This is a genomic window from Microbulbifer maximicatervae (SeqCode) (genome assembly GCF_056231245.1).
The window spans coordinates 1,937,927-1,957,151 of record NZ_CP174334.1; the positions used below are offsets into that span (position 1 = coordinate 1,937,927).

General features: G+C 46.7%; 26 protein-coding genes and 1 tRNA gene. 23 read left to right on the forward strand and 4 right to left on the reverse strand.

Annotated features, from left to right (window positions below; all coding sequences use genetic code 11):
* Positions 1-7: 7 nt before the first annotated feature.
* The 14 genes from ACJJIS_RS08375 to ACJJIS_RS08440 all read left to right on the forward strand — a co-directional run bounded on the left by ACJJIS_RS08375 (position 8) and on the right by ACJJIS_RS08440 (position 8,688).
* Complete coding sequence (locus ACJJIS_RS08375) at positions 8-1,216, forward strand: IS91 family transposase (protein WP_444913297.1); 1,209 nt, start codon at positions 8-10, stop codon at positions 1,214-1,216.
* A gap of 70 nt (positions 1,217-1,286) precedes the next feature.
* Positions 1,287-1,718 carry a hypothetical protein gene (locus ACJJIS_RS08380; RefSeq protein WP_475709992.1) on the forward strand — a complete coding sequence of 144 codons (432 nt, stop codon included), beginning with the start codon at positions 1,287-1,289 and terminating at the stop codon, positions 1,716-1,718.
* Between the two features lie 106 nt (positions 1,719-1,824).
* Positions 1,825-2,268: a hypothetical protein gene (locus tag ACJJIS_RS08385; RefSeq protein WP_475709993.1), complete on the forward strand. Its 444-nt coding sequence runs from the start codon at positions 1,825-1,827 to the stop codon at positions 2,266-2,268.
* 109 nt (positions 2,269-2,377) lie between these two features.
* Positions 2,378-2,719: a hypothetical protein gene (locus ACJJIS_RS08390; protein ID WP_475709994.1), complete on the forward strand. Its 342-nt coding sequence runs from the start codon at positions 2,378-2,380 to the stop codon at positions 2,717-2,719.
* 96 nt (positions 2,720-2,815) lie between these two features.
* Positions 2,816-3,148, forward strand: coding sequence for a hypothetical protein (locus tag ACJJIS_RS08395; RefSeq protein WP_475709995.1), 333 nt, complete (start codon positions 2,816-2,818; stop codon positions 3,146-3,148).
* A gap of 79 nt (positions 3,149-3,227) precedes the next feature.
* Positions 3,228-3,434: a hypothetical protein gene (locus ACJJIS_RS08400; protein WP_444914640.1), complete on the forward strand. Its 207-nt coding sequence runs from the start codon at positions 3,228-3,230 to the stop codon at positions 3,432-3,434.
* Positions 3,435-3,574: 140 nt separating this feature from the next.
* The gene (locus ACJJIS_RS08405) at positions 3,575-3,868 is read left to right on the forward strand and encodes a DUF5076 domain-containing protein (protein WP_475709996.1); all 294 of its coding nucleotides are present in this window, start codon (positions 3,575-3,577) and stop codon (positions 3,866-3,868) included.
* Positions 3,869-3,999: 131 nt separating this feature from the next.
* Complete coding sequence (locus ACJJIS_RS08410; protein ID WP_475709997.1) at positions 4,000-4,299, forward strand: hypothetical protein; 300 nt, start codon at positions 4,000-4,002, stop codon at positions 4,297-4,299.
* A gap of 127 nt (positions 4,300-4,426) precedes the next feature.
* On the forward strand, positions 4,427-4,762 hold the full coding sequence (locus ACJJIS_RS08415) for a hypothetical protein (RefSeq protein WP_475709998.1): 336 nt from the start codon (positions 4,427-4,429) through the stop codon (positions 4,760-4,762).
* 88 nt (positions 4,763-4,850) lie between these two features.
* Positions 4,851-5,222: a hypothetical protein gene (locus tag ACJJIS_RS08420; RefSeq protein ID WP_444935367.1), complete on the forward strand. Its 372-nt coding sequence runs from the start codon at positions 4,851-4,853 to the stop codon at positions 5,220-5,222.
* Positions 5,223-5,403: 181 nt separating this feature from the next.
* On the forward strand, positions 5,404-6,228 hold the full coding sequence (locus tag ACJJIS_RS08425) for an IS4 family transposase (RefSeq protein ID WP_475709999.1): 825 nt from the start codon (positions 5,404-5,406) through the stop codon (positions 6,226-6,228).
* Positions 6,229-6,446: 218 nt separating this feature from the next.
* Entirely contained in the window at positions 6,447-6,767 is a 321-nt protein-coding gene (locus ACJJIS_RS08430) for an IS4 family transposase (protein WP_475710000.1), read from the forward strand.
* A gap of 181 nt (positions 6,768-6,948) precedes the next feature.
* Entirely contained in the window at positions 6,949-8,025 is a 1,077-nt protein-coding gene (locus ACJJIS_RS08435; protein WP_475710344.1) for an IS630 family transposase, read from the forward strand.
* Positions 8,026-8,364: 339 nt separating this feature from the next.
* Positions 8,365-8,688: a ribonuclease E inhibitor RraB gene (locus ACJJIS_RS08440; RefSeq protein ID WP_475710001.1), complete on the forward strand. Its 324-nt coding sequence runs from the start codon at positions 8,365-8,367 to the stop codon at positions 8,686-8,688.
* Positions 8,689-8,915: 227 nt separating this feature from the next.
* Here ACJJIS_RS08440 and ACJJIS_RS08445 read toward each other — a convergent pair whose 3' ends face one another.
* The gene (locus ACJJIS_RS08445; RefSeq protein ID WP_444933442.1) at positions 8,916-9,878 is read right to left on the reverse strand and encodes a hypothetical protein; all 963 of its coding nucleotides are present in this window, start codon (positions 9,876-9,878) and stop codon (positions 8,916-8,918) included.
* A 313-nt stretch (positions 9,879-10,191) separates the two neighbouring features.
* On the opposite strand from ACJJIS_RS08445, the gene ACJJIS_RS08450 reads away from it, so the two are divergent.
* The 7 genes from ACJJIS_RS08450 to ACJJIS_RS08480 all read left to right on the forward strand — a co-directional run bounded on the left by ACJJIS_RS08450 (position 10,192) and on the right by ACJJIS_RS08480 (position 13,459).
* The gene (locus tag ACJJIS_RS08450; protein WP_444908045.1) at positions 10,192-10,398 is read left to right on the forward strand and encodes a hypothetical protein; all 207 of its coding nucleotides are present in this window, start codon (positions 10,192-10,194) and stop codon (positions 10,396-10,398) included.
* Positions 10,395-10,544 (forward strand): hypothetical protein, encoded by a 150-nt coding sequence (locus tag ACJJIS_RS08455; RefSeq protein ID WP_444933441.1) that lies wholly within the window; start codon positions 10,395-10,397, stop codon positions 10,542-10,544. The genes ACJJIS_RS08450 and ACJJIS_RS08455 overlap by 4 nt, the downstream gene beginning before the upstream one ends.
* 91 nt (positions 10,545-10,635) lie before the next feature.
* Positions 10,636-10,836, forward strand: coding sequence for a DUF2793 domain-containing protein (locus tag ACJJIS_RS08460; RefSeq protein ID WP_444942541.1), 201 nt, complete (start codon positions 10,636-10,638; stop codon positions 10,834-10,836).
* 380 nt (positions 10,837-11,216) lie between these two features.
* Positions 11,217-12,080 (forward strand): restriction endonuclease, encoded by an 864-nt coding sequence (locus ACJJIS_RS08465; protein ID WP_475710002.1) that lies wholly within the window; start codon positions 11,217-11,219, stop codon positions 12,078-12,080.
* Positions 12,081-12,086: 6 nt separating this feature from the next.
* On the forward strand, positions 12,087-12,581 hold the full coding sequence (locus ACJJIS_RS08470; RefSeq protein WP_475710003.1) for a GmrSD restriction endonuclease domain-containing protein: 495 nt from the start codon (positions 12,087-12,089) through the stop codon (positions 12,579-12,581).
* Between the two features lie 111 nt (positions 12,582-12,692).
* A complete protein-coding gene (locus ACJJIS_RS08475; protein ID WP_475710004.1) occupies positions 12,693-13,109 on the forward strand; it encodes a hypothetical protein in 417 nt (138 codons plus the stop codon).
* 149 nt (positions 13,110-13,258) lie between these two features.
* Positions 13,259-13,459 (forward strand): hypothetical protein, encoded by a 201-nt coding sequence (locus ACJJIS_RS08480; protein ID WP_475710005.1) that lies wholly within the window; start codon positions 13,259-13,261, stop codon positions 13,457-13,459.
* Between the two features lie 26 nt (positions 13,460-13,485).
* On the opposite strand, the gene ACJJIS_RS08485 is transcribed toward ACJJIS_RS08480, so the two are convergent.
* Positions 13,486-13,743, reverse strand: a complete 258-nt coding sequence (locus ACJJIS_RS08485) for a helix-turn-helix domain-containing protein (protein ID WP_444928113.1) — start codon at positions 13,741-13,743, stop codon at positions 13,486-13,488.
* Between the two features lie 328 nt (positions 13,744-14,071).
* Here ACJJIS_RS08485 and ACJJIS_RS08490 point away from each other — a divergent pair, with 328 nt between their 5' ends.
* Together ACJJIS_RS08490 and ACJJIS_RS08495 are read left to right on the forward strand one after the other, a co-directional pair.
* Positions 14,072-14,461, forward strand: a complete 390-nt coding sequence (locus ACJJIS_RS08490; protein WP_475710006.1) for a LexA family protein — start codon at positions 14,072-14,074, stop codon at positions 14,459-14,461.
* The gene (locus tag ACJJIS_RS08495) at positions 14,461-15,714 is read left to right on the forward strand and encodes a Y-family DNA polymerase (RefSeq protein ID WP_475710007.1); all 1,254 of its coding nucleotides are present in this window, start codon (positions 14,461-14,463) and stop codon (positions 15,712-15,714) included. Before ACJJIS_RS08490 ends, ACJJIS_RS08495 begins: the two co-directional genes overlap by 1 nt.
* Positions 15,715-15,978: 264 nt before the next feature.
* Here the strand turns inward: ACJJIS_RS08495 and ACJJIS_RS08500 are convergent.
* Together ACJJIS_RS08500 and ACJJIS_RS08505 are read right to left on the reverse strand one after the other, a co-directional pair.
* A tRNA-Ser gene (locus ACJJIS_RS08500) sits at positions 15,979-16,066 on the reverse strand.
* Positions 16,067-16,231: 165 nt separating this feature from the next.
* Positions 16,232-19,198 carry an Rne/Rng family ribonuclease gene (locus tag ACJJIS_RS08505; protein ID WP_475710008.1) on the reverse strand — a complete coding sequence of 989 codons (2,967 nt, stop codon included), beginning with the start codon at positions 19,196-19,198 and terminating at the stop codon, positions 16,232-16,234.
* Positions 19,199-19,225: the final 27 nt, after the last annotated feature.

The window sequence follows — 19,225 nt, forward strand, 5'->3', positions numbered from 1 at the left end:
TTAGAAAATGCATAACCGGGTATTGCAAAATATATTTTCTGCGTACAGTGGTTATTTATCTAAAACTGCGCAACCACTAAAAAATTTAAAGGCTATCTCCTCGATACAAGAATGCCGTACAAAATCGATGGGAAGCAGTTATTATCGTTGTAAGCACAACCATGTCACTGAGCAGCATCATTCTTGTAGGCATAGAAGTTGCCCCCTTTGCTCAGGCAGAAAACAGCTCCAGTGGGTTGATCAGCAGCGTCGTAAATTATTTGATACAGAACATTTTCATGTGGTCTTTACTATACCTCATGAGTATCTGCCGATATGGCAATACAACGAGGAGAAGCTTACAGATATACTCTTTTTGTCGAGTAAAGAAACGCTATTTGAATTGATGGCAAGTAAGGACTATCACGGCGTAACCCCCGGGATGCTTATGGCTCTGCATACTTGGGGAAGACAGTTAACTTTACATCCACATATACACTGCCTGATCACCGCTGGCGGTTTGACTTTAAGAGAAAACTGGAAAGAAACAGGTGAGTATTTATTACCTGTGCGAGTGGTTAAGAGTCTTTATAGGGGAAAGTTTCAAGCGCTGTTACTAGAGCAGTATCGTGCTGGGCTAATCAAGCTGCCTCCCAGTTGGCCCATTGGCCAGTTTGATATTCTCTTTAAAGCTTGCTATCGCAAAGAATGGTCAGTTCGTATTCAGGATCGATATGAGCATGGACAAGGAGTGCTTCTGTATTTTTCACGATATATCAAAGGTGGCCCGCTGAAGCCAAAGCAGATATTAAACGTGGATCATAAGGAGCTGGAATTTCGTTATTTTGATCACCGTGACCAGCGACGCAAGCGACTAAGATTAAAGCCTCAGGAGTTCTTAAGACGTGTCTTGCAGCACATACCTCCAATAGGAAAACACATGGTACGGAGTTATGGGTTATATGCTGGGTGCAATAAGAAAAAGCACGATCTATGTAGTAATCAAGTGGGTTTAATGAAAGATCAACGACTCCCAGCTGGATTGCAAATCCAAGATCTGGTGGTAGAGTGTGGGCAGTGCCATGAATCTACAAAGTTGACTGGCAGAGTGTGGTCTAAGGCGAAAAAAGGAATTTCCTTTATAAAGAGGGCGGCTCGGCAAGATAGTGCCGGCGGGAATGTACAACATGGCGATGAACCAGACACTGCAGGAATGGGCCTCTTTAGTTCGGCCTAAATTCAATGCCAAGTCATTTTTTTACCGCCTGCAGTGCAGGTTATCTAAGCGTTATATTTCAAGGAAGGTTATGAACAAAATTCTTTTAGCTTTACTCTTTATAAGTCAACTGGCTTTTGGAGAATCTCCAAGCCCAGAACTGATAATGGCCACATCCGCATACGACACACCCATTCATTGGGCTGGTAAGATAATTGACTCCAAGATAAAAGAGAATGGAGAAAAAGTATCAGTTTACTGGCTTGTAAAGCACCATTTTGAAAAAGCCCCGCTTAGAGATAAGCCATATAAGTTAAAGAAAACGGGTGACGGCTACTTTGTTATTCATCTAGTTATTTCGTCAACAGTAGAAGATGCCAAATTGTTAACTGAGCAAACTAAAGGTTCTGGCTCATTTGCTGTTGTCAAAGGCACTGCCCTCAGCCAAGTTCAATTTAGTGGGCATACTGCAGTCGCCATTGAAACAGAAACGATGGACATCACCAGTGAAATTGAAATATAACAAGTGACAAGCAGATTGCTGCGGACCTTTGGCCCTTCACGGGACAGCCTAGGCTATGCTCCAGCCGTCTCTGTTGTAGTCGTTAAGCCACACCAAAATCGAAGCTATGGATAAAATCGAATTACAGCGAAAAACTAAAGCTAAAAGCGGAAAGGTTGAGGCCTACTGGTTCGAGAACGAAAGTATCGGATTACAGAAAACACTATTTCATCGTATAACCATACCTCTTGAACCTTTTGATTCAGGTCTTGAGTATGAAGAGCAACCATTATCAACTGAATTAGTCTTAGACTGGTACGAGTTAAACTTAGAAAATCCAGCGGAATTGGATGGGGCTAATTTGTCACACGAGTCATATCCAGAAGCCGAGGGTTCAGTTTATGTCGGTTGTGCTCATAATTGGTGTGATGTAAAAGAGTTAGTATTTTCTAAAGCTGATAATGGCCGCTATGAAATAAAGGGCTCCGTTGTCGTTGAATTTGAAAATGAGGGTGTGGCCCCAAATGAGCCATTCACTTTCGAAACAACAATCGAGGTGGTCACGGCTTAACAAGCGGCTGCTGTCGGACTGCCAAAAGCGTCACTCCTTTTGCTGACGCAAAAGCAGCGCCACTTTTGTCAGCCGCAGAGCCGGGCGTTAACTGTTGTAAGAGACAAAAGTGATATCTGATAAATTCGATAGAAATGAAAATCCAGACTGGGAGCCTGATGCCCTTGTGCAGGTATGTTTTTCCGGTAAGGATATCATCGTAAAGAATGGATACAGACCTCATTACAAGGTTAAAGCAGACTACCTCACGACTACAATTCATTGGTTTATTGATGAAGGGATTGCGGAACCTAATAGGCGCACTCAAGCGTTTGTTAAATTCATCACGCCAGAGGCATACCCAAAATGCCTAGAGACTGGCGCCAATCTAGAGGTTCGAGAAGGTTCAAGAGTAGTTGGCCATGCTGAAATACAGGAAATATATAATGAGCAATTACGCAAAGGCAGCTAACAATCACAGGCACGTTGCTACGGTCCTTCGGTCCTTCGCGGGACGGCCTACGCTACGCTCCGGCCGCCCGTGCTGTGGTCGTTAAATTGCAAAACCATGGATAATTATCGTACATATGAAGAAGTATTAGAGGCCTATAACTCCGGTGAAATACCCAACGGAGAGGCATGTGATCGATTTCTAGAACACATAACGTCAAAGAATATTTCTGAAGTAATTGATTTGATCCCCAGTCAATACATTTTTCAAACGATGTTACGTACAGCGGCATACTGTCCCACCACAAACGAGGGATGGATGCAGAGAAAAATGAGGGCTTTAAATTATTCAGACTACTCAAAAAAACCTAAACCATTAGATGAGAATCATCCGTTTAGGATTGGGATTGAAGCCCTGCGGGAGTATGTTTCTGGTGGTATGGAGAACTAAATTTAACAAACAAAGGCTACGGATGCTTCGCACCCGCAGCTTTGGGCGTTAGAGCTACCAATAAAACCGAGTGTAATTAATGTTCACACAAATATGGAAAGGTTGGACTACGGGTGTTTCCGTTATCTTTACGCCGCTGTTCTTAATTGCTGCTTTGGTACAACCTGACGCCCCTGGTAATATGCTTTTAGCCGTACCATTAGTTCCGATCATAGCTGCTGGGCAAGGCGTGTTAATTGGAGCGCTGGTTTGTCTTGGTCTCAAAATATTGTCATTTAAAAATTAACATGAGTGCCACAAACTCTAACAAGCAGCAGCACGAACGCCCGGCAAAAAGCGCCAGGCTGGACGGCCTACACGCCGCTTCGCTCTGTTTCGGCCGCCCGTATGCTGGGCGTTAAGTGTAAATCGAGAGTTAATCTAAATATGAGAGAATTGGAAATACCGCCTGCTGCAAAGCGTGATGACGAATCGGTAGAGATGATTCGCGCTTTCGTAGCTGAGGGTGGTCAGTGGACGACCATAAATACTGAACTATTTCGAGATCGTAGTTTTTCTGAGGAAAAAGCTTGGGGTATGTTCCTTGCGGATACTGTGCGACATTTGGCCAATGCGATTTCGCTCGGTTCAGGAAAAGATCAATATGATATCGAGGTAGACATATTTGAAGCTTTAAATGAAGAGCTTGAAAACCCTAGTTCAACAGCAAGGGGCGGCTAAAGTGCAACAAAAACACTTAACAAAATTTGGCATGTTCGCACTTCGTGCTGAACCTCCGCAAACTGGCACCTTTTTTGTTCCAAAAAAGTCGCCATTTTGCTCCGGCCCATGCTAACGGCGTTAAGTGAAAAATGAATATCTGGGAACTATACAAAGAAGACCAAAAGTTGGCCGACTTAACACAAATAGACCTTGATCAGCCTTGGTTCATAGGTGTGTTGGTTCCAACTCCGGCTTTTGATGAATACCGTAATCTCTTTGAAAAAGCTCAGAAATTTATAGAAACCGAAGAATTCGATTCTGAAGAATCAGAAGATACCTTTGTCGCAATTGATAATTTAAAACTGCGATTGGTGCGTATGTCGGATAAACGTGTATTTAAAGACGTAATGCTATGTATATCTGGTGATGAGGTATGGTGGCGTATTTAGTAACTGTATGTGAGTCACTTAACAAACGCAGGCACAATCGCACACTTCGTGTGCTGGACCTCCGGTGCTTCGCACCTCCGGCCTATGCTGCGGGGCGTTATGTGTAAAACCAAATCAGGATTAAAGAATGAATATTCTTAGTTTTATTTACGATTTAGTCTTACGCCTACCACTATGGGCTATTTTCTCGTTGCCGTTATTTGGTTTAACGTGGTTCATGGCGAAGAAGCTAAAAAGTAAGGATTGGCCACAAGGCTTAAAAACAATATCTTTTGGTTTTGTAGCTGCGGTTTTTCTAGCCCCAATGCCCATGGGTATGTTTCTTGTACTTCTTCCAAATGGGTATCTTATGTTCTCTGGAATAAGCTATTACAAAATTGTTTGGCCTTGGCTTGCTGTATCAATACCAACTACATTTATTATTGCATCTTTAATATTTAGCAAATATGCGAAGAACACATAACAATACGCTGTTGTCGCCGCTGAAAAGCGCGGCTGGGACGTCATCGCTGTCGCTCCTCCGCCCCAAAGCTTTGCGTTAAGGCTCACAAGTGAACAACATTAAGTCGATAATTAGCTTGGTTAGTCTTGGTGTTATTGCCATATTGATTTGGCTGTTCTTTTCAGCAGCTCAATCATTTAGGAAAGATCACTACAAAGGAATTTTGGAATTCGGCTTTGAAGTGAGAGCATTTAGGGTCTGTGAAGGTGGTCAATCGCTCTGGGTTTCTAGAGGTGTTGTTGATAAATTCAAGAAAAAATATGAGCCGAATGGCCTTCTTTATTACCCTCCGCTCTACGTTGAGATGAAAGCGGCCCTGTCTAAGAAGGGAAGATATGGGTATGGCGGGATATACGAATATGAAATCGTACCGGTAGAAATTATAGAACTCACAGATATAGTGCCTCCGGAGTGCGAATGACTACTGTAGGCCTTAACAAGTTGCGGCACAATCACCGCTGCGCGGTTGGACAACCAAACCTTTGGTTTGTCTGCCTGTGCGCAAAGCGCTAAGTTTTATACACAAGTTTTTTAAGTTTTATTATATAAATCAATAAGTTACAGTTTAGCCCAGTAAGAACTACAGATTTGGCTGGATAATTATGCAGGACTGGGTCATGGACGAAGTAAAAAATCAGATTATGGGTGATACACGCTTGAATAAGCGCTTGTCTAATATTCTCAGTAATTTAAGCTCCGACCCAAAGAATAGCATTCCTTGTGCAAACAAAACTTGGGCAGAAACGTTTGCGGCTTATCGCTTTATCGAAAATGATAAAGTCAATTTTGACTCTATTATGAGCGGCCATAAATCGGCAACTCTTGAGAGAATCAAGGCGCAGCCTGTTGTTCTTATCCCACAAGATACTACCTTTCTAAATTTTGCCACTGACCTAGAAAGTAAAGAGATGGGAACACTTAGGCGTAAAGAGACCAACCAACAACTCTTGCACACCTCCATCGCGATAACACCATCCAGAATTAATTTGGGTGTTGTTGAAGGTAGTATGTGGCAGAGAGATAAGGAATCAAGTTCTAATTCCCGCTATACAAAGTCGATAAAGGATAAGGAGAGTCGACGCTGGCTAGACCATTACGAAACGGCTTGTCAGATACAAGAGCGCTGCCCTGAAAGCACAATTGTGAGTATTGCTGATAGAGAGGGTGATATTCATGAGTGGTTTCAGCTGACTGAAGAACAAAGTGAACAGCGGCGGGCGAGCTATATTGTTCGAGCTAAGGCCAATCGCACTTTAGAGCTCGATGGAGAAGAAACGGTTTTACTTTGGGATCATATGAATGAGCAGAAATCTGTTGGTCTATACACGGTAGACATTCCCAAACGGAATGGAGAACCTGGAAGAAAAGCCAAAGTCAGCGTATCCACTAACGAGATACGGCTACTTGGAAAAGGAAAATCTAATTGACCACTTTCTCTCTATGCTGTATTGGCTAAAGAATTGAACCCACCAGAGGGTGAAAAAGGCATTGAGTGGATGCTGTTAACTGATCTTCCAGTTGAAGGCTATAAGCAGGCGAGAGTTATCATTGAGTGGTATCGAAGCCGGTGGGAAATTGAAACCTATTTTGGGTGGTAAAAGGCGGATGCCAGATAGAAAGTAATCGTTTTAGAACAGAGCAGCGAATGTTGAACTGTATTGCGATCTATATGATTATTGGATGGCGACTACATTCGATAACTACACAAGCAAAAAGTCTTCCTGATGAACCATGTACGAGTGCTTACTCTGAAAAAGAATGGCGCATGGTATGGATGATGCGAGATAAAAGTTCCCCGCCGAATATACCTCCAAGCATGAGAGATATAACGCGCATGCTGGCAGGTCTAGGAGGATTTCTAGGGCGTAAAGGCGATGGCGAGCCAGGGGTTAAAACTGTTTGGCAAGGATATGCTAAGTTGCTCCATTATGTTGAAGCAGCAGAGGTTTTAAATGGACTTAAATAATTTGTATAAAACACAGACGCGGCGTTATGTACCCAGAATATGAGAGATAAACGAGCCATATTTGCGACACTTGAACTCTGGTGTTCTGAGCGCAAAGGCATTTTTTTTGCAATCTTGGTTACGCTAGTGGTCCATGCGGAAAGTAATGTAACTAATTGGGGACTGTTCGTATAATGTATCTATTATGCGCACACCTAAATCTTTTCAAATTTCTGACAGTGACACGGCTATTCTAAACAAGTGGTGCCGGTCAACAACTCTTCCACATGGACAAATTATGCGAGCGAAGATTATTCTTCAGCTCAGCGAAGGAATGACCCCTACAGATGTAGCTGCCGTGCAGCGAACATCACCGAAGACTGTTCATCGCTGGCGAAACCGTTTTGAACAGGAAGGTATTGAAGGGCTACGAGAACGTTCTCGTACTGGGCGGCCAACTGTTATTGAAAAGGACGTTGTAGATCGTGTATTGTTTTTAACAACAAAGCGTATACCCGAAGAAGCAACACACTGGAGTATTGAGCTAATGGCTAAATACGCAGCAGTGACACCATGGCAAGTTCGGCAGATATGGAAAGCAGCTGATCTACGCCCCCATCGCCTAAAAACATTCAAGATCAGCAGTGATCCTGAATTTTCTGAAAAGGTTATCGACATTGTGGGTCTATATATGAACCCACCAGAAAACGCCGTTATTCTAAGCGTTGATGAGAAAACACAAATTCAAGCCTTAGACCGAACACAGCCCGGTCTCCCTCTAAATCCGAGTCGAATTGGCAGTCGGACTCATGATTACAAGAGGCATGGTACTGCGAGTTTGTTTGCCGCCTTCAATACACTGACAGGGAAAGTGATTGGAAAGGTCGCGAATAGAACTACTAGCAAGGAATTCCTATCATTTTTGAAGTTGATCGATCGACGTACGGATTCAAAAAAAGATCCACACATAATATTGGATAACCTCAGTGCACATAAAACCAAAGAGGTTCGAGATTGGGTGGAATCACGTCCGCGCATTCACCTTCATTTTACTCCTACCAGTTCATCATGGTTGAATGCAGTAGAGGGATGGTTTTCCCAACTAGAGCGTAGAGCGCTATACAGGGGAGTGTTCACGAGCGTTTCGGAGCTAAAGTCAGAACTGGAATACTTCATCAAGGCTCATAATGCTGAAGCTGCAAAACCATTTAAATGGACAAAGCCTGCCAGTCAAATCCTGGCTTCAGTAGAACGCGCAAAACAATCGTTACAGAATTAACCGCATGGACCACTAGGCATTGGAGTACTCTTCCAATATGTCGGCCTGCCTAAAAGCACTGAGCTTGTTTCGGGTGTTGCGCAAGCTCAGGTCTATGATGGCAGCCAAACTGGAAATGATCCTAAGCTCTCGGTCAAATTAGCTAACGGCAGCTTAGTTCATGTGGCGGTAAGCTTTCATGGCCAAGTAAAAATAGGATCAGAACTTTGCCTATCAAAAGACAAGTCATGCAGGTACAGTACACTATTCAATTAAGGCTGTTGGCAAATGCACATAACAAATTTAGGCATGCGGCGTCTGCTGCGCAGCCGCACATGCCAAAGGCGTTAAGAGTTATCGATGATTAGAGATAAATCCACATACCCAGATAACGAAAATGGTGATGCACTATGGAATATGGTGCAGCAAGGTGATGACCTGTCCAAGAAGAGGGATATTGAATTTACTGTTATATTTTCAACTGAAGAAGAGGCTTTAAAGTTTGGAGAGATTCTTCTTTTCAACAGACAACAAGTATTGCTCTGCGACAATGAAGACTCTGAAGAATACCCATTTGAAATAGTTGCCACAGTTGCTATGGTCCCAACGCACAAAGAAATCACCGATTACGAGAATCTATTGCAAAAATATGCATCAGATCTAAATGGCCACAATGACGGCTAGGGTTGCTATGCCCAGTAAACTCTTAACAAGTCAAAGCACAAAAGGACTGGTAACTGCGCACTCAATTTTTGCATGGCTTCGCCATTTTATGCAAAAATTAAGCGCTCCGTCACCAGCCTGTGTTTGAGGCGTTATAGCTATTTAAAAAGCATCTCTTTTACCCAAAAACAGTCAAACACCCATAGCTGCTAATAGGGAGTACAGTGTTGAATCGTCAACCTTATCCGCTATTGAAAAATCACGCCCATATTGCCAGTACCAGATTGGAGGGCAGTTGCAGAATTACCGGATGTTGCCTGACCGATTTCATGCATATTAGATGTGCCAATCTGGGATTGACTGGCAAAGTTGGATATCCCCGTCTGATTGGTTAGTGCCATATTCATCATGCCAGTTTGGTTGGTATCAACTATGCCAAAATCAGAAGCATCTTGATTAACTTCCGACATGTTCATCATGCCTGACTGGAATACGCTCACAGTATTATTATTTGAATTATTTAACTGTGTAACAATGCCATCATTGCTATCTCCGTCTTGTTGAATAAGTAAGCTATTAAAGTCGCCGTCGTTTTGAGCCATGCCAGCGATATTAGCAGTTCCATTCTGGATCATAACTGAGGTATTTGAGGTACCGCTAGATTGGAAACCAATAGCACTATTGGCCATTCCTGTCTGGTTCACTATAAAACTGTTAAAGGAGGTATTGAGTTGAGTATTACCGGAAATTTGGGAATCTCCAGATTGCAATACAGAAATAGTATCGCTATCTGACATTATCTGCGCACCGCCATAGCTATTGGTATCCCCAATTTGGTTAACAAAAACAGTACTTAACTGAGAGTCAACTTGCGACATGCCTACCTCATTAAGATTGCCCTGCTGAATTGCCGTAATCTGGGTAGAGACACTGTTATTTTGTAGTAAGGCAGGAGCGGTATTTAGATTTCCAGTTTGAATATGAATAATAGTGCCATTTTGAGTGGCATTCTCCTGTACCGGTGCAGATTCGTTGAAATCACCATCCTGGGTGATTGCGATCAAACTGTCCATCGTTGCGGGATCACTTTGGTCCGGGTTAGCCATATTACCATTTCCATTCTGGTTCACTATGGCAGTATTCCCATTTGCGAATGAATACCCACTAATTACTAAGAAGATAGCTGCCGCTATCGGGGTGAAAGCTTTCATGATGATCCCTTAAAAATCAAGCGATTAATTTTGTTACAGACTGTTGATCGATTTGGGACTCAGCTGAACAGCTAATTAGGCGGAGAATGCTCTCAAATCTTTGTCATTAAAGTTGAAGTGGAGTCACCAATACAGGATTTCATCCTTAGAGAGTTCCTACTGCTTGTCTGGCTGTCTAGGTAAAATAGAGGTGACACGGGAAGTATAGGGCTGGATTGCGGTAGTTATCTTTAGGAAGATGATCTCAAAAAGCTGGGAATAAAGTTTAAACATATAGGGATAACTAGTTTAGTAAGAAATTCCTATATTTATATTGTTTACAGAGTGCCAGGCTTGGCAATTTGCCTACATCATCGACGACCGCCACTGTACTGGTACGATTGTGCGATCTGCAATCACGCAAAAGGCTGAGCCCGCAAGCTCCGAAGCTCAAGCCGTCGCCGTGCTCAAGTGCGTTATTGCTGTGATTGATGATCAGAACAGCGTGCAGACCGATGCCCGATGGATCGGGTCTATGTGACAACGAAGGCACTCACCACAGATGCAGGGCAGGCGGTCAATGTGATTGACGAGGCAGCGGGCCTTGTTTCTGACTGCACTGGTGAAGTGGCGAATCGCATGACTGCGCACAGTTCTATTGCGGTGATGGCGATTCCGAGTGGGTGAGTATGGTTGCAATTAACTGCGGTGAGCGAGTTTATGCGGATGATGATGGTGAGTGGGGTGTTTGTAACAATGAACTTACGCGCTTCTGCAAATCGAAGTGCAGGGCATCCAAAACGATCCCCCCGACGATGGCGACCGCTACATAGTTGCCACCGGTAGCAATGAGTGGGCAAACCAAAACGGCCAGCTGGCCCGCTACGTGGCAGACACCGGCTACTGGCAATTCTTTCCTGCCAAGGTCGCGCTGAATCAGGCGGATGGCCTGCTGTATATCAACGGCAGCAGCGGCTGACAGGCAGCCAACCGTCCGGCGACTCTGCCGCAGATCACTGGGGATACCAACACGGATCTGGCCGGGGTGGTTGGGCAGATGTTGGGGGCTTTGGATGGGCTTCTATGGGATAATAATGTAAATTAGCCTACATGTTTCCCAAGTATGCACTTGAATTTGCAGCTCAAATATATCGGTATGGTATTGAGGTGTAACAATAGTGGTGCAGCACAATAATTTTCAACTTAACCAAAAACAAGGATAGGATAAATTGGGTAATATTTTAAATAAAACCTGGGAGTGGGTATTAGAATACTCCTGGAATATATTTAATGTTTTCGGTGTTTTCGCTACGTTCTACTTTGGTTTTTTTTTATGTACCTGAGCATGTCAAGGAGAGTATGTATCAGAAGTCCGCTTTGGCCCAGGAAGAATTGATTCAGGAGGTTGGTGGGCGATTTTTTGCGAATGAGAATGTCACCATTCAGGAAGTTAGGTTGGCAATAGAGCAGAAAGAAGTCTATTACAAGCTAAGTTTTCCATATAGCGTTAAGCAAACCCTCTTGCTAATACGCAATGATTTTTCAAAAAATTCATATATTTCGTTAGAGCGTAGAAGTGAAATAAAGTTAAAAATTCAAGGGCTTATTAGTGAAATAAAGGAGCCGGTAGAAGAGGGAAGTTGGTGGTCGAAGTTTTCTTTGACTCAGTTTTTGAAAATCGAGCTTCCGTTCATATTGATAGCTGTTATTGGTCTGTTGAGTGTTGTTCGAAAGAAGTGGATTGATGCTGAAACAGAAGTGGATCTAGCTGAGAATGAAGAGGAAGTGCTCTCTGTGAGCGGTTTTGAGTCCCTCAGTGGCTATGAATATCAAGCACTGGTGAGTAGGGTTCTTAGAGGGTTGAAGTTACTTGATGGGAGTGAAGGTAGCTATATACCTGGAGTGGAAACTTATGCTTCTGAATTTTCTTTTGTGCATAAAGGGAAAAATATTTTTGTGGAGACCAAAGCATATCAAAAGAAAGTTGGGGTTAGGACGGTCCGTAGCTTTTTGTACATGGTTCGGCAGTCAGGAGGAAGCGGCTTATTAGTTGCTACCACACCTCTTACCATTCGAGCAAGACAGATGCTAGATGATTACAATAGGAGTAATGATAGTTCTACTGCATATTTTATCGAAGGGAAAACAGAGGAGCGTATTGAGTCTGAAATTAGATCCAAATTCTCTGTGGACACTAAAACAGGTCAATCATCTGTAGCGTAAGTTCATATGCGTTTACTTTTTTTGTTTGTACTGGTAGCTGTATTAACTAGTTGCTACGAAGCTGAAATGGAAGCTTATGATCGTCAGCAGTGGCTCCCCCGCTGGCCCGATGCGGATGGCGACTGCCAAAACACTCGCCAGGAGCTGCTGATTCGCCTCTCTCTGGCTCCCGTCACCTTTAGCAATGAAAAATCCTGCACGGCGTTGTCAGGTTTATGGTTGGACCCCTATACTGGCCAGTTTTTTGATCAAGCTTCAGATCTGGATGTAGAACATATAGCCCCTTTAGCCTGGGTTCATAAGAACGGCGGTGCTAACTGGACTCGCGAGCAACGCCGTGTATTCGCCGAAGACCCAGCCAATCTCTGGCTAGTGGATGATGACAATAACCAGAGTAAGGGCGACAAGGGTCCTGATGAATGGTTGCCGCCATATCGGCCCGCTCGGGCAATCTATAAACGCCAGTTTGAGACTGTAGCGAAAAAATATGGATTGATGTAGTTAGTGCTCTTAAGTTGAAGTAAGATTGGCGCTTATTTTAGTTTATCTATAAAGTATTATGATTGATAAAAATTGTATGCTTTATAGAAGGGGCTGCAGAAGAATTAAATTATGACAAGAAGCAAGATTACAGTAATTTTAACAATTTTGGCCTTTGCTTTAGGTGTTATGTCTGCATCAACATTAAATTTTTCTATTGATTATTCTAGATTTTTGTCGCCTGTTGCTGTGCTTGTTTCTGCCTGTATTGCAATATATATAGCTGTAGAAAATCTTGAAAAGGCTTCTGAGAAGGAGAAAATTAATAGAACTATTGATTATGTTTTTAGGCTAACTTCAGATCTGCCTCATCAAGAAAAAATAAACGAGAATGAGATATACAAAAAATTATTTTCTCAAAGCCATAAACTTAAAAACCCTCAAAATCCAGAAAATGGCTATAATATTCTGGGGGTTATTGAGGCAGTGAAGCGTTTGAGCGCTGAGGAGCAGGAGTATCTATCAGAGCGTGCTGGTAGGCTTGAATAATTTTAGTCAATATCAAGTATGGCTTTTTTTCTGAAGAAATAATAAAAGCTCATTTTGGATCAAATTATATATTAACGTTCTGGGCTATGTTTTGGCCATATTTGATCCTCCAAAATGAAGGTTCCAGTCGTTTCGAACTTAGTAGTGGTTTGATACCAAATCTAGAGGAGGGGCTTTTCTATTTGCTTAAAGAGTATGTGGTGGGTAATGGAGATATTAAAAACCCTTATCCCTTGATGAGAGAGGGGTTTGGTATTGTGGATACTATTGAGTTGGATGATGTTAGGAAGCGTATGTTCCCGAATTCAGTCTGGACTTCAACTCCTGAAGATGAAGAAAGTAAAGCATGATCTATTCTTTGATGTAGTTAATAATCTTACTTATTGATCTGCCGAATTTTCCAGAGGCGGTGAATACTTTCAATGCTTCTCTGGATATGTCTCTGCCACTCTTTCGGGAGTGATAAGTACATTCTTGCAACTAATGGCGGAAATGGAATCTGTGCAAAGTGGTGCAGGTTCTCCACCCCATACACCTCCGTTAAAGTAATCCCAACCGCCTCACACCAAACCGGCAGCAGGTCTGCCGGAATTCTTTGTACGCCTGTTTCCATTGTCGAAATTTGAGATGACACAAGCCCCAGCTACTTTGCCAGCTGTGCAATCGTTATCCTCTCCCGTTTCCGTGCGTTGCGCAGGCGATCGCCTAGTGATCCGGCCTCAATTATCAAGGTGCGCTTGGTGACTTGTCGTCATAAGGCAGTGCAGATATCTGGCGTTAGGTGACACAGGGTGGAGATAGGGCTAGCAGTTACAAAGGGTTGAGCATGCCTATAAAAGCACGAATGGAGCAATTGCAGCGGGTCGCAGGCCTGTGTGTGGCCCTGGAGTCACACTGGCTACTTGTCTTTATTGGGTGCTCGCCACTACACTGTATAAAAATACAGTATATTGCTAGAGCACATGAAACTTTCCCCTCTATACGGCAGTGGCGTTAGCTGCGGCTTTCCTTCGCCAGCGGATGACCACAAAGAAGCAGCGCTGAGCCTGGATCAACACCTGATAACCAGCCCGGCGGCGACATTCATCGCCCGCGCCAACGGCGACTCTATGCAGAACCTCGGCATCTTTGACCGGGATCTGCTGGTAGTCGACCGATCATTAACGCCAATACACGGTGATGTGGTGGTGGTTGCCCTCGATGGGCAGTTAACGTGCAAGGTGCTCGACCGCCAACAGGGCCGCCTGCTATCAGCCAATGATAAATACGCACCGATTCCCATTTGGGAGGGGCAGGAATTGATTGTTGAGGGAGTGGTCAAGGCTTCCGTGCGGTACCACCGGTCCTGCTGATGTTGGCACTGGTTGATTGCAACAGCTGCTATGCCAGCTGCGAACAGATATTCCGCCCCGACCTGCGCGGGCTTCCGGTGGTAGTCCTTTCCAATAATGATGGTTGCGTGGTGGCTCGCTCGAAAGAAGCCAAAGTGTTAGGTATTCCCGATTTGCAGCCGTTCTTCAAGATCGAGCATCTGTTGCGAAAGCACGGGGTAAAGATCTTTTCGAGTAACTACGCCCTGTACGGCGATATCTCCCACCGGGTAATGACAACCCTAAAGCAGTACAGCCCAGAGGTTGAGGTCTATAGCATCGATGAGATGTTTCTGGATCTGCAAGGGTTGCAAGAGTGCTTGCTGGATTACGGGCAGCAGATACGGCAAACCCTCTGGCGGGATATTCGCATGCCGGTGGGCGTTGGCATCGCCCCCAGTAAAACCCTGGCTAAGCTGGCAAATAGAGCTGCCAAGAAGATCCCCAAGTGTGAGGGCGTCTGCGTCTTGGACTCCCCCGCAAAATGGCAATGGCTGCAACGGCGCACTGAGGTGGGTGATGTGTGGGGCGTAGGCAGGCGCCTATCAAAGCGACTCGGGCACATGGGTATCAAGACAGCCTATGACCTGGCGCAAGCCAACCCGAAAATCCTGCGCAGTCATACGAATGTAAATATTGAGCGAACGATAGAAGAGCTAAATGGCATTAGTTGCTTAAGCCTGGAAGAGCAGCCACCAGTCAAGAAACAGATCTATTGCACACGCTCATTCGGCGAAAAGCTCACCGATCTGCAGCCGATACTGCAGGCCGTTACCTTGTACACGAGCAGGGCAGCGGAGAAGCTGCGGGCCCAGGATTCCCTGGTGAAGTCTATCCATGTCTTCCTGCATACCTCACCCCATGAACCGCACTACTACAGCCGCAGCACTGTAGTGCAAACCCCATACCCCACGGATGACACACGGCTGATAGTGCAGCTGGTAAAGCGCGCCATTACAGAGCTGTTCCTGCAGGGACATAGATTCCTGAAAGCGGGGGTAGGGCTGGTAGAGCTTATCCCCCGCTCACTGGGCCAGGGCGACATGTTCACCACGGGCCAGCCAATACGATCAGATGAGACCATGCAGGCCATGGACCAGATCAATCAACGGTTTGGCCGGGGCACCTTGTTTCTGGGGGCTGAAGGTATCGACAAGAAGTGGAAGATGAGGCAGGAGCATCGATCGCCAGCCTATACGACTCAGTGGGACCAGCTACCGGAGATTACGATCTAGCTGCTGCGTAAGCGTATGAGGTCTTTGTAAGGTTAATGGGCGGGCTCTCGTGGAGCCTGCAAAAGAGCTAAATCGACCTAATGTTCACGGAAAGGGGTGGATGATAAAGACGTTGGTGCGCTGCCGCAGTTGGCGCGTATCGTATAGAGTTTGCGTCATCTGAAACGTTGCGGACTAGCAAAGGCTAAGTGGGGGAACAAGTGGGGGGATAAAAATAGCAGAAACAAAAAAGCCCTGAAAAATCAGGGCTTTCTGTATGAATAATGGCGGTGGGGCAGGGATTCGAACCCTGGGACCTGTTACAGTCAACGGTTTTCAAGACCGCCGCTTTCGACCACTCAGCCACCCCACCAAATTGTGCTGCGCATTATACATAGCTTCTCGGGATGTACAAGCGCCATTTTGATTTTTTTTATATAGTTCAATAAGTTAGGTGATTTATTGACCAGCTCAAGGCTTACTGTCAGGTTGATAAGGCCGCCCCGGCCATTGGCTGGGGCGGCTTGGCAGCTATCGCTTAGCTCGCTTCTGCAGAGTCGCGATCGATATCTGCGTTGGCATCAACTTCCACGGCCTTGCGGCTGATACGCGGGTCGTTGGCCGGGCGGGCTAGGGCGCGTGGATTGTGCTCAATCGCTGCCGGCTGTGCGGTATCCAGCGGCTGCTGGGAGCCCACTTCACGGCGCTCAGTAACAATTGAGAATTCACCCAGTGGTTTGGGGTTGATGCGCGGATCATTTACTGCGCGTCCCTGGCTAGGTGCGGTCGGTTCCTCTTCGGAAGCTGCCTGCTCGGCGGCAACAATTTCTTCCTGAACTTCCGGCTCGCTGGTGCCTGCCTGTTCCTGTAAAGCTTCAGCTGCAGCTTGTGCTTCTTCAAGCACGATTTCCTCTGCTGCTTCTACTTCTGGCTTGGCAGGAGTGGTTTCAGCTTTGGGGGCAGCCGGAACTTCTGCCGTGGTGGCTTTTTGTTCTGGCGCTTGCTCTACAGGCTTGGCCGGCTCGGCAGCTGGCGCAGCTGCTTTTTCTACCGGGGTAGCTTTGGGCTTGGGCTGAGTAGGCTGCTGTTGTTGCTCGGAGGCGGCTGCTTTGGCTGCCTGCGGGGCGCTTTGCGGTTGAGCTGCAGGCTTCTGGGTCTCTCGTGCTTCAGACTTTTCCTCGTGAGCAGTGCGCACCGGCATTGTGATGGCGGGCTGAGCTGCTTGCTTGGGAGCTCTCTGAGCCTTGTGAGAGTCTTTCGCCTTGGGCTTGGGCGCCTCGGTACGAGTCTCTTTTGCGACTTCCTTGGTCTTGCGGGCTTCGCTTTCAGCTTCGTCGATGGCTTCGTGAACTTCGCGATTCAGCTCTTCCTGGCTGTGAGCTACCGCGGTTGCTGCGGTGTTCTCACTGCGGCGTCCGCCGCGACGGCGCGCTTGAGGGCGGCCGCGCACATTGCTCGGGCGACGTGCTGGGCGTTGCTGATCGGAAGTGTCTCCAGCCTGTTCGTTGGTATCAACGGTATTTTGGGTTTCAGCAGCTTGAGTGCGGTTGTCGCTGCGGCGGTTGTCGTTGCGGCGACGGCGACGTCTGCGCTGACCTTCACCCTGGCGATCAGAGGCGCTGTCATGCTCGTCCAGCTTGGCGCTGCGCTTATCTTCGCGTTGGTCGTCGCGCTTATTGTCCTCGCGGCGATCATCCTTGCGGCGCGCGGGGCGGCCACTGCGGTTGTTGCGATTTCCGCGCTGGTTGCGATTGCGGTTGCGCTGCTGGTAGTCCTTGCCACGGCCTTTGGACTTTTGATGCTTCTTCGGCTCTTCCTCTTCTGCGGTGAAGAAGGAGGCGATAGCGCTAATCAATCGGCTGAAGAGTCCAGGCTCTTCCTTTTTCTCCGGAGTGGGTGCTGGAGCGGTGTGGGCAATTTGCTGCACGGCCGCTTGCACTGGAGCTGGACGCTGTGGCTTTTCCTCTTTCTTGGTCACTGTCTCTTCGGCAGTGCCAGAAATCTTGTAGGAGGTTTCCAGGGTTGCAGTGTCATCGTCACGCAGGCGCTGAACTTCAAAGTGCGGCGTTTCCATTTCTGCGCTGGGCACAACTACTACGCGAGTGGAATTGCGGGACTCGATCTGGGAGATCGTTTTACGCTTTTCGTTCAGCAGGTAGGTTGCGACATTCACCGGGGTGATTGCGCGGATCTCGGCGCTGCGCTCTTTCTTCGCTTCCTCTTCTACCAGGCGGAGAATGGAGAGGGCCAGAGACTTGGTGCCGCGAATAGTGCCTTGACCGCTACAGCGGGGGCAGACGCGGAAGGTGGTTTCACCCAGGGATGGGCGCAGGCGCTGGCGGGACATTTCCAAAAGTCCGAAGCGGGAGATGCGGCCAACCTGAACGCGGGCGCGGTCCATGCTGAGGGCCTTCTCCATGCGCTTTTCAACTTCGCGCTGGTTGGACTTGCTCTGCATGTCGATAAAGTCGATTACAACCAGTCCGCCCATATCGCGCAGGCGCAGTTGGCGAGCGATTTCATCGGCGGCTTCCAGGTTGATATTGCGCGCGGTCTCTTCGATATCGCCGCCCTTGGTTGCGCGGGAGGAGTTGATATCGATAGACACCAGAGCCTCGGTCACATCGATAACGATGGAGCCTCCGGAGGGGAGCTTCACTTCGCGCTCGAACGCTGTCTCAATCTGGCTTTCAATTTGATAGCGATTGAACAGCGGGATGGCGTCTTCGTAGTACTTTACCTTATTGGCGTAGTGGGGCATTACCTGGCGGGCAAACTCTGCGGCCAGCTCAAAGGCACCTTTGTCGTCGACAATAACTTCGCCGATATCATCGCGCATGTAGTCGCGGATGGCGCGGATGATGACGTTGCTTTCCTGGAACAGGAAGTGTGGCGCCTTGGAGGTATCAGCTTCTTCCTTGATGGCATTCCAAAGTTGCAGCAGGTAGTTGAGGTCCCATTGCAGCTCGTCACCACTGCGGCCAACGCCGGCGGTGCGCACGATGATGCCCATACCTGAAGGGACATCTACACTGGCCAGTGCATCGCGGAGCTCGGAGCGCTCATCACCTTCAATGCGGCGGGAGATACCGCCGGCACGAGGATTGTTGGGCATTAACACCAAGTAGCGGCCGGCGAGGCTGACAAAGGTGGTGAGGGCAGCGCCTTTGTTGCCGCGCTCTTCTTTGTCCACCTGGACGATAACTTCCATGCCTTCTTTGACAACATCTTTGATTTTGATGCGGCCTTCGATGTCTTTGGGCTGCTTGAGGAAGTACTCGCGAGAGATTTCTTTCAGGGGGAGAAACCCGTGGCGCTCTTCGCCGTAGTCGACGAATGCAGCTTCGAGGGAGGGTTCTACGCGGGTAATCTTACCTTTGTAGATGTTCGCTTTTTTCTGCTGGCGGGTTCGGTTCTCAATATCTAAATCATAGAGCCACTGGCCGTCGACCAGGGCAACACGCAACTCTTCAGGTTGGGTTGCGTTGATTAGCATTCTTTTCATGCGTGTCGTTTTCCTTGCGTTGCGCAA

Coding starts and splice junctions, on each gene's coding strand:
- ACJJIS_RS08490 (WP_475710006.1), top strand. CDS start 14,072: ATGAAACTTTCCCCTCTATACGGCAGTGGCGTTAGCTGCGGCTTTCCT.
- ACJJIS_RS08440 (WP_475710001.1), top strand. CDS start 8,365: ATGATTAGAGATAAATCCACATACCCAGATAACGAAAATGGTGATGCA.
- ACJJIS_RS08425 (WP_475709999.1), top strand. CDS start 5,404: ATGCAGGACTGGGTCATGGACGAAGTAAAAAATCAGATTATGGGTGAT.
- ACJJIS_RS08495 (WP_475710007.1), top strand. CDS start 14,461: ATGTTGGCACTGGTTGATTGCAACAGCTGCTATGCCAGCTGCGAACAG.
- ACJJIS_RS08445 (WP_444933442.1), bottom strand. CDS start 9,878: ATGAAAGCTTTCACCCCGATAGCGGCAGCTATCTTCTTAGTAATTAGT.
- ACJJIS_RS08465 (WP_475710002.1), top strand. CDS start 11,217: ATGTATCAGAAGTCCGCTTTGGCCCAGGAAGAATTGATTCAGGAGGTT.
- ACJJIS_RS08410 (WP_475709997.1), top strand. CDS start 4,000: ATGAATATCTGGGAACTATACAAAGAAGACCAAAAGTTGGCCGACTTA.
- ACJJIS_RS08470 (WP_475710003.1), top strand. CDS start 12,087: ATGCGTTTACTTTTTTTGTTTGTACTGGTAGCTGTATTAACTAGTTGC.
- ACJJIS_RS08395 (WP_475709995.1), top strand. CDS start 2,816: ATGGATAATTATCGTACATATGAAGAAGTATTAGAGGCCTATAACTCC.
- ACJJIS_RS08385 (WP_475709993.1), top strand. CDS start 1,825: ATGGATAAAATCGAATTACAGCGAAAAACTAAAGCTAAAAGCGGAAAG.
- ACJJIS_RS08380 (WP_475709992.1), top strand. CDS start 1,287: ATGAACAAAATTCTTTTAGCTTTACTCTTTATAAGTCAACTGGCTTTT.
- ACJJIS_RS08415 (WP_475709998.1), top strand. CDS start 4,427: ATGAATATTCTTAGTTTTATTTACGATTTAGTCTTACGCCTACCACTA.
- ACJJIS_RS08505 (WP_475710008.1), bottom strand. CDS start 19,198: ATGAAAAGAATGCTAATCAACGCAACCCAACCTGAAGAGTTGCGTGTT.
- ACJJIS_RS08375 (WP_444913297.1), top strand. CDS start 8: ATGCATAACCGGGTATTGCAAAATATATTTTCTGCGTACAGTGGTTAT.
- ACJJIS_RS08475 (WP_475710004.1), top strand. CDS start 12,693: ATGACAAGAAGCAAGATTACAGTAATTTTAACAATTTTGGCCTTTGCT.
- ACJJIS_RS08405 (WP_475709996.1), top strand. CDS start 3,575: ATGAGAGAATTGGAAATACCGCCTGCTGCAAAGCGTGATGACGAATCG.
- ACJJIS_RS08400 (WP_444914640.1), top strand. CDS start 3,228: ATGTTCACACAAATATGGAAAGGTTGGACTACGGGTGTTTCCGTTATC.
- ACJJIS_RS08430 (WP_475710000.1), top strand. CDS start 6,447: ATGTTGAACTGTATTGCGATCTATATGATTATTGGATGGCGACTACAT.